At 73.3% G+C, this 8,341-nt stretch carries 8 protein-coding genes and 1 pseudogene; all 9 read left to right on the forward strand.

Annotated elements, in window-relative coordinates; translation table 11 throughout:
* Positions 1–220 precede the first annotated feature (220 nt).
* The 9 genes and pseudogenes from L7D48_RS22310 to L7D48_RS22350 all read left to right on the forward strand — a co-directional run bounded on the left by L7D48_RS22310 (position 221) and on the right by L7D48_RS22350 (position 8,075).
* Entirely contained in the window at positions 221–1,060 is an 840-nt protein-coding gene (locus L7D48_RS22310; RefSeq protein ID WP_374493298.1) for a M23 family metallopeptidase, read from the forward strand.
* Between the two features lie 148 nt (positions 1,061–1,208).
* Positions 1,209–1,739, forward strand: a complete 531-nt coding sequence (locus L7D48_RS22315; protein WP_237881782.1) for an NUDIX domain-containing protein — start codon at positions 1,209–1,211, stop codon at positions 1,737–1,739.
* 347 nt (positions 1,740–2,086) lie between these two features.
* Positions 2,087–2,803, forward strand: a pseudogene (locus L7D48_RS22320) (lytic polysaccharide monooxygenase); the annotation flags it as partial.
* 518 nt (positions 2,804–3,321) lie between these two features.
* Positions 3,322–3,774 (forward strand): SH3 domain-containing protein, encoded by a 453-nt coding sequence (locus L7D48_RS22325; RefSeq protein ID WP_237881784.1) that lies wholly within the window; start codon positions 3,322–3,324, stop codon positions 3,772–3,774.
* Between the two features lie 154 nt (positions 3,775–3,928).
* Positions 3,929–4,396: a DUF3291 domain-containing protein gene (locus tag L7D48_RS22330; protein WP_237881786.1), complete on the forward strand. Its 468-nt coding sequence runs from the start codon at positions 3,929–3,931 to the stop codon at positions 4,394–4,396.
* Positions 4,397–4,530: 134 nt separating this feature from the next.
* Positions 4,531–5,460: a diiron oxygenase gene (locus L7D48_RS22335; protein WP_237881788.1), complete on the forward strand. Its 930-nt coding sequence runs from the start codon at positions 4,531–4,533 to the stop codon at positions 5,458–5,460.
* Between the two features lie 91 nt (positions 5,461–5,551).
* Positions 5,552–6,274, forward strand: a complete 723-nt coding sequence (locus L7D48_RS22340; RefSeq protein WP_237881790.1) for a TetR/AcrR family transcriptional regulator — start codon at positions 5,552–5,554, stop codon at positions 6,272–6,274.
* A 10-nt stretch (positions 6,275–6,284) separates the two neighbouring features.
* On the forward strand, positions 6,285–6,581 hold the full coding sequence (locus L7D48_RS22345; RefSeq protein ID WP_237881792.1) for a hypothetical protein: 297 nt from the start codon (positions 6,285–6,287) through the stop codon (positions 6,579–6,581).
* 216 nt (positions 6,582–6,797) lie between these two features.
* Positions 6,798–8,075, forward strand: a complete 1,278-nt coding sequence (locus L7D48_RS22350; protein ID WP_237881794.1) for a beta-1,3-glucanase family protein — start codon at positions 6,798–6,800, stop codon at positions 8,073–8,075.
* Positions 8,076–8,341: the final 266 nt, after the last annotated feature.

Consider the following 8,341-nt stretch of genomic DNA (forward strand, 5'->3'; position numbering starts at 1 on the left):
GGGGAGAAGGGGATGGGAAGGAGCCGCGGTCGCGGCGGACGGGCGCGGTCATCGTGAGCACCAGAGCTTGTCAGGTGCAAGACATTCCAGCTGGTTCGAAAGGCTCCCGCCGCCCGTTGTGAGCCGGCGCCCGCCCGGCTACGTTCCCACCGTCCCGCAGCCGGCGGCCGGCGCGTTCCGCGGGCTGCGCCCCCACCCTCACACCACGAGGAGCCACCGCATGTCTTCGCGATCCCTCACGCCCCCCGCCTCGCGGCGCCGGCCGCTCGGGCGGCTCCTGGCCTCGCTGGCCGGAATGCTGGCCGTACTGGCCGGAACGCTCACCGCGGCTCCGGCCGCGGCGGCGGCGGAGGCCGGCACGCTGGCCGCCCCCAACTTCAAGGCCCCCTACGCCTGCGGCCAGAGATGGACCTACAGCCACCACTCCGCGGAGGTGCGCCGCGCGCTGGACTTCGTCCGTGCCGACGGCGGCTCCACCGCGGGCGCCCCCGTCCTGGCCTCGGCGGCGGGCACGGCCACCCGGCACTACCAGGCGGGCGGCGCGGGCAACTACGTCGTCATCGACCACGGCGGCGGCTGGAAGACGTACTACTTCCACCTGGCGTCCTTCTCCGTGGCGAGCGGCGCCTGGGTCGGGCAGGGGCAGCAGATCGGCACCACCGGCAGCACCGGCAACTCCTCCGGCGCCCACATCCACTACGAGCAGCTCTACAACGGCGTCGGGCAGAACATCCGCATCAACGGCTCGGCCCTGGCCTACCCCGGCAGCTACCACCAGTACTACCTCACCAGCGACAACGGCTGCGGCGGCGGAAGCAACTTCACCACCTGGGGCTCGGGCGTACGCGTGCGCGCCGACGCCTACCTCTCCTCGGCCGTGGTGACCACCCTGGCCGGTCCCACCCGGGTCACGGTCGTCTGCCAGAAGCAGGGCGACACCGTCAACGCCGAGGGCTACACCAACAACTGGTGGAGCAAGCTCCGCGACCAGGGCGGCTTCATCTCCAACATCTACATCGACCACCCCTACGCCAAGCTGCCGGGCGTACCGAACTGCTGACGCGCGGCGCGGCGGAACGCGACACGAGGGGCCCGGCCGTGCGGCCGGGCCCCTCGGCTCCCCTCACCTCGGCCGATCGGGTTGGATGGGGCGGAGCGCCGCCGAACCATCGGCGGGCGGCCTTACACGGAAGAGGGGCAGTCAGCACATGGGATTCACGCCGGGCCGCCGCATCACCCACTGCCCGTACTGCGGGACGCGCTACGCGGACGGCGCCGGGTGGCCCAGGGACTGCGCGGGTTGCGGCGAGACGAACTGGGCCAACCCCCTGCCCGTGGCGGTCGCGCTCCAGCCCGTCGCCACCGCCGGAGGCGGCCGGGGACTGGTGGTGGTGCGGCGGGACATCGAGCCCTTCCGCGGCGAACTGGCGCTGCCCGGCGGTTACATGGAACTGGGCGAGAGCTGGCGGCAGGCCGCGGTGCGCGAGCTGTGGGAGGAGACCGGGCTCGAGGCCGCGGCGCGGGACGTGACCCTCGTCGACGTCCACAACGGGGGCACCAGCCTCCTCGTGTTCGGTCTGCTGCCCGAGCGGGACGCCGCCTCCCTCCCCCCGTCGGCGCCCACGGCCGAGGCCACGGAGTGGATGGTGCTGGAGGAGCCGGCCGAGCTGGCCTTCCCGACGCACACCGAGGTGATGCGCGCGTATCTGGCGGGGGAGGCCGCCGGGCCGACCGTGTAGGGGCGGCGGCCCCCGGGCACGGGCCGCGCGTCGGTGACCGGTGCCGGGCACCGGTGTCACGGGGGCATTTCGCGGTGGTTTCTCCCGTGTCCCGGGAAACTTTCGAGACCGTGTCGCGAGAAGACGTTTACGAGCGCTTCACGTGGCGATACCTTGAAGCAATGGGAGCGCTCCCAGAAGCGGTCGCCGGATGACCCCCACGCACTTCCGGCCGGCCGCCTCCCACGGGAGCGCCTCCGTGCACGGCCGCACACCCGGTGGCGGGCCGCGGCCGGCCCGGCCCGTTCCACGGGCAGGCGCCGGCGGCTGCCCGCCGACGCGGAAGACTCCGAAGGAGACCCCCCACCATGGCTGTTCAGCACACCGCCCGGCGCACGGCGCCGGCCCGCTCCCCCCGCTCCTTAGCCCTCCTCGGGGCCGCCCTGTTCGGCCTCGTCATGGCCTCCGCACCCACCCCGGCGACGGCGCACGGCGCGACCATGATGCCGGGATCGCGCACCTACCTGTGCTACCAGGACCTGGTCAGGAGCGGGCACCAGACGCCCGCCAACCCGGCCTGCGCGGCCGCGGTCCGGGAGGACGGGACCACCGGGCTGTACAACTGGTTCGCCGTGCTCGACTCCAACGGCGGCGGACGCACCACGGGCTACATCCCGGACGGCAAGCTGTGCAGCGGCGGCGACCGGGGACCGTTCGACTTCTCCTCGTACAACGCCGCCCGCAGCGACTGGCCGAAGACGCACCTCACCTCCGGCGCCAACGTCCGGATCAAGCACAGCAACTGGGCGCACCACCCGGGCCGCTTCGACGTCTACATCACCAAGCAGGGCTGGTCCCCGAATAAGGCCCTGGCCTGGGGTGACCTGGAGAAGATCAACACCGTGACCAACCCGCCGCAGTCGGGCAGCGTCGGCTCCGAGAGCGGTCACTACTACTGGGACGTCCGGCTGCCGCAGCGTTCCGGCCAGCACCTCATGTACATCCACTGGACCCGCTCCGACAGCCAGGAGAACTTCTACTCCTGCTCCGACGTCGTCTTCGACGGCGGCAACGGCAACGTGACGTGGTGACCGGGAGGCGCTCCGCACCAGGGACGCGCTGACCTCACAGGGCCCCGCCGGGCTTCTCGGGCGGGGCCCTTCCACGTCCGCCCGCGCCCGCCCCCACTCGTCCATGCGTGTGCCCCGCCGGAGGAACCCGGCGGGGCACACGCATGGACGGGCCCCGCGGATTCGGCCGGTCCGGCGACCCGCGCATCCGGACGGGCACCGGCCTTCCCGCCGCGGCGCGGCGGGTGCGTCCGGGTGACGGGGCGAGCCGCTGACCTGCGGGGAAGCGAGGGCGCCTTCACCCGTGCGGGGCAGCGGGACGAGACGCGCCCCGGGGCGGCCACAAGGGCTCTGAGCTGGGACTTAGCCGATTCGGTCACCGACCGTGATGGATTGCGCGCGCATATGTGCCGATTTAACGTGAATTGCGCGTGGTAGTGATCGGCTCATCACGGGCCGTGACGCAGTCCATGTGTCCTTTCCCCGGGCCCGGTCCCGCACCGGGTCCTCCCCTCCCAGGAGGTTTCTCCACAATGGTCAAGTCGAAGCTCAGCAAGCTCGCCCTGGTCGCCGCCGGTGGCGCCGTCGCACTCGCCACCGCCGCCGGGCCGGCCTTCGCCGAGCCGCCCGCCCCCTCCGCCGACCTCGGCCGGCAGAGCGTCGAGGCCCCGCGCGCCGGTGCCGAGACGCGCAACCCGGAGATGGCGCCGGAGTCGATGGACGACAGGCACCACCACACCTACAAGGGTCGGGTCATCGCCCGCACCGGCCTGAACGTCCGCAGCAAGCCCAACACCCACAGCCGGGTTCTGGCGACCCTGCCCTACGGCAAGATCGTCCACATCGAGTGCAAGGTCAACAGCCAGAACATCGACGGCAACCCGCGCTGGTACAAGCTGGACCGCAAGCACCACCACCACGACGGCTGGGTCTCCGCCCGCTACGTGGAGAACATCGGCCCGGCCCCGAAGTTCTGCCGTCACTGACGGACGGCACCGCCGTCGCTGACGACCGCGGCCGAACCCCCGGCGCCCGTCCCCGCCGCCCACCCGGCGGCGGGGGCGGGCGCCGCCGTGCGCGGGCCGTCCGAAGGGCGGAAAACCCCGCACCGCCGGCGCGCCCGCCGCTAGCGTGCGGTCCATGACGACCGACTCCGCGCACCACCTCGCCCAGGTCAACATCGCCCGCCTCAGGGCTCCGCTGGACTCTCCCCTGCTGCGGGACTTCACCGAGGCCCTCGACCCGGTCAACGCCACCGCCGACGGTGCCGACGGCTTCGTGTGGCGACTGCAGAGCGATTCGGGCAACGCGACGGACGTGCCCGTGCTCGGGGACGACTGGTTGATCATCAACATGTCGGTGTGGCGGGATCTTCCCTCGCTCAAGGCGTTCATGTACGCAGGCCGCCACCGGGAGCTGCTCAAGCGGCGCCACGAGTGGTTCGAGCGGGTCGGCGAGGCGATGGCCGCCCTGTGGTGGGTGGCGGACGGGCACCGGCCCACCGTGGCGGAGGCCGAGGAGCGCCTGCTGCACCTGCGGGAGCACGGGCCGACGCCGTACGCGTTCGACCTGCGCACGGTCTTCGGTCCGTACAGCCGGGAGGACTGATCCGCGGCGGGGCCGGACGCGCCCGCGCGTCCGGCCGGTTACGCGCGGGGGATTGACGGGCTTGCTGACGAGCGGTCTCATAAGAGGCGAGCCAGGTGTGACCGTCAGTAACCCGACAGTGAGGTGGCCGTGCGATGACGACCGCGACCGATGCCGGACGGCTCCGGGACGCCCTCGGGCTGCTCAAGGACCGCGAACAGGTGGCCGAGCGCCTGCTCGAGTCGTCGGCCAGGCACTCCTTCGATCCCGACCGCGAGCTGGACTGGGACGCGCCCTTCGAGGAGGGCAAGTGGTTCTGGCCGCCGGAGCTGGTCTCCCTCTACGGCACCCCGCTGTGGAAGCGGATGTCCGAGGAGCAGCGGATGGACCTCGCCCGCCGCGAGGCCGCCTCCCTCGCCTCGCTCGGCGTCTGGTTCGAGATCATCCTCATCCAGCTGCTGGTGCGGCACATCTACGACAAGCCCATGGACAGCTCGCACGTGCGCTACGCCCTCACCGAGATAGAGGACGAGTGCCGGCACTCCAAGATGTTCACCCGCTTCATCTCCCGGGCGGGGGTGCGGCCGTACCCGGTCTCCAAGTTCCACCACAACCTGGCCCGGGTCCTCAAGACCGTCTCCACCACGCCCGGTTCGTTCACCGCGACCCTGCTGGGCGAGGAGGTCCTGGACTGGATGCAGCGGCTGACGTTCCCCGACGAGCGCGTCCAGCCGCTGGTGCGCGGCATCACCCGCATCCACGTCGTCGAGGAGGCCCGGCACGTGCGCTACGCGCGCGAGGAGCTGCGCCGCCAGATGGTGAGCTGCCCTCGCTGGGAGGCGGAGCTGACCCGGATCAGCTCGGGGCAGGCGGCCCGGGTGATGTCCATATCCTTCGTCAACCCGCAGGTCTACACGGACGTCGGGCTCGACCGCCGCGAGGCGGTCGCCCAGGTGAGGGCGAGCGGCCACCGCCGCGAGGTGATGCAGACGGGCGCCAGGCGACTGACGGAGTTCCTGGACGAGATCGGGGTGCTGCGCGGGGCCGGCCGCAGGCTGTGGCGGAGCTCCGGGCTGCTGGCGTAAGGCTGTACCCGGGCAGGCGGTACCGAGCGGGGCGGCGCGGGCGGTACGGGCGGACGGGACGGGGGCGCCCGGCGGCGGTTACCCTGCCCGCATGACCGCCCCGGCATACCGCAGGCTCACCGTGGAGGAGCGGCGCGATCAGCTCATCGGCTCCGCGCTGACCCTCTTCGCGCACCGCGCCCCCGAGGACGTCTCGCTCGACGACGTGGCCGCGGCGGCCGGCGTCTCGCGCCCCCTGGTCTACCGCTACTTCCCCGGCGGCAAGCAGCAGTTGTACGAGGCCGCCCTCGGCAGCGCGGCCGAGGAGCTGCGGCGGTGCTTCGCCGAGCCGCAGAGCGGCCCGCTCAGCCGCAGGCTGTCGCGGGCGCTGGACCGCTACCTCGCCTTCGTCGACGGGCACGACGCGGGGTTCGCCGCCCTGCTGAGGGGCGGCAGCGTCGCCGAGACGTCCCGGACGGACGCGATCGTGGACGGGGTGCGGCGGGCCGCGGCCGAGCAGATCCTGCTGCACCTGAGGGTGGAACCGGGCCTGGAGCCGGGCCCGCGGTTGCGGATGGCGGTCCGCACCTGGATCGCCGCGGTGGAGGCCGCCTCGCTGATCTGGCTCGACGAGGGCAAGCAGCCGCCGCTGCCCGAGCTGCGCGACTGGCTGGTGGACCACTTCCTCGCCCTGCTCGCCGCCACCGCCGCCGGCGACGCGCGGGCGGCGCGTGTCGCCCGCGCCGCGCTGGCGCTGGAGCGGCCGGACGGGCCGGCGGGGCGGCTGGTGCGGCAGGTGGCCCCGGTGGTCGGCGACGCCCTCCACCTGCTGTGACACTGGAGCGGTGAGAAGCGAGGAGACGGCGTTCACCGGCGGGCCGATGGACGGGCGGGTGCTGCCCGTTCTGCTCGGCCCCACCGGGCGTCCGCCGAAGTACTACGAGATCCCCGTCCCCGATCCGGCGGGCGGCCGGCCCGTCGTCCACGTCTACCGCCTGGAGGCGGTGACCGGCGGCGGGAGGTGGTCGGTGCTGCCGCGCGGCTGGCGGTACGTGTACCGGCCGGAGGGCAGGCAGCGGCGCGCTCCGAGGTGGCCGTGGAGCCGGCCGGGCACAGGGGCCGGGGGAACCGGGGACCGCTGAGCACGGAGCGCGGAGCGGCGGCCCAACTCACCCTGATCCTTCGGGAGTTGTAAGAGAACCTTAAATGAGAGCGCTCTCAGGCAAAAGTCTTGACCTTTGAACGGGCTCTCAGCACAGTGGCCTCGTCCGGCCTCCCCACCCTTCGGGCCGCGGCCGGACGCACGGCTCTGCCTGTCGTGCCCATGCCAATACCACGTCCGTCAGGAGATCCCCACCGTGGTGTCACGCAGAAGGTTCCTCGGTCTGTCAGCCGCGGCCGTCTCGGCCCCCGTCATCGGATACGCCGCCACGTCCTCGGGCTTCGCCGCCGGCCCGTCCGCCGGTGTGGCCGCCGCCGTACCGACCGTGCGATTCGCCAACGAGACCGGCCGGTCCACCGCGTTCGCCTACGTCCACGCCGACGTGCCCGGCGGCGGGCAGGGCTTCCTCAACCCCTCCACCGGCCGCCTGGACCCGATCCCCAACCCGGCCGAGCGGATGCACGACCTGAGCGGCTTCCTTCGATCGCACCGGATCCCGTTCGGCCGGGACATCCCCCTCAACGACCACCTCACCGGCGGCCGGGCGTACGTCTCGCTCGGGCAGAGCATCTCCTTCTTCGCCAACCCCAACGCGGGCGGCGCCGCCGGCGCCCTCGTCCAGCCGTCGGCCGCCAACCCCGCCGACCCCTCGTACCGCACCGCCTGGGACTACTGCGAGTTCACCTACAACCCGAGCGGGATCTGGGGGAACATCACCTGCGTGGACGGCGTCGCCCTGCCCATCTCCCTGACCCTCACCCCCGGCAGCGGACAGGTGCAGCACGTCGGCGGCATGCCCGCCGGCGGGACGGCGGCGCTGGCCGAGCGGCTGCGCCGGGCCGGCGGCGACTGGGGGAAGTGCGCGCTGTACGACGGCGACCGCCTGGTGCGGGTCTCCAGCCCCGCCAAGCTCCCGGGCCTGGGCACGGAGGTGTTCGCCGGGCACTACCGCTCCTACGTCGACCAGGTGTGGCACGCCTACCGCGCCGACGGCGGCCGGGACCTGCGGATCACCCTGGGCGACGTCTGGCCGGGCAGGACCGTCACCGGCCGGACCCACGGCGACCGGCTGGTCTTCGAGGGCATCACGGACGGCTCCCCGAACTCTTTCGCCAGGCCGGGGACGGCCGGCACCACCGCCGAGGCCGACATCTTCGGCTGCGACGGCACCCTCCACGGGATCAACGCCACCCAGCAGGGGCGCATCGCCGCCGTGCTGGGCGCCGCGCTGTGCCGCACCACGCTGCTGAGCAACCCCTCCCAGCCCGACGCGGTCTCCGCCGAGTTCTACACCCACGGCCCCCGGCACGAGTACGCGCGGGCCGTGCACGAGCTGGCGGCCGACGGCCGCGGCTACGCCTTCCCCTACGACGACGTCACGCCCACCGAGGAGAGCGATCTGGCGGGCGCGGTGATGTACACCGAGCGGCCCGGCGACTGGGCGCTGGCCATCACCGTCAAGCGGCCGGTCTGAGGCGCCGGCCCGCCCGCCGTACTCCACGGATCCTTACGGCGTTTGCCGCAGCCGGGCGCCGCTGCGGAGGCCGGCTCCGGCCGCGCGTGCCACGATCGCCGCAGGGCCTTCGCGGGGAGCCCGCGAGGCGTCGGCGGTGCGGAGCGCGGAGGTGAGCCGGTGGCGAGGGTGCGGGTCCGTCTGGTGCGGGCGGCGGTGGCGGCGGTGACGGGTGCCGCGATCGCCGCGGGGCCGGGGCCGTCCGCCGCGGCGGCCCCCTCCCCTCC

The sequence above is a fragment of the Streptomyces sp. ICN903 genome, assembly GCF_022015835.1.
Taxonomy (GTDB): domain Bacteria; phylum Actinomycetota; class Actinomycetes; order Streptomycetales; family Streptomycetaceae; genus Streptomyces; species Streptomyces fenghuangensis.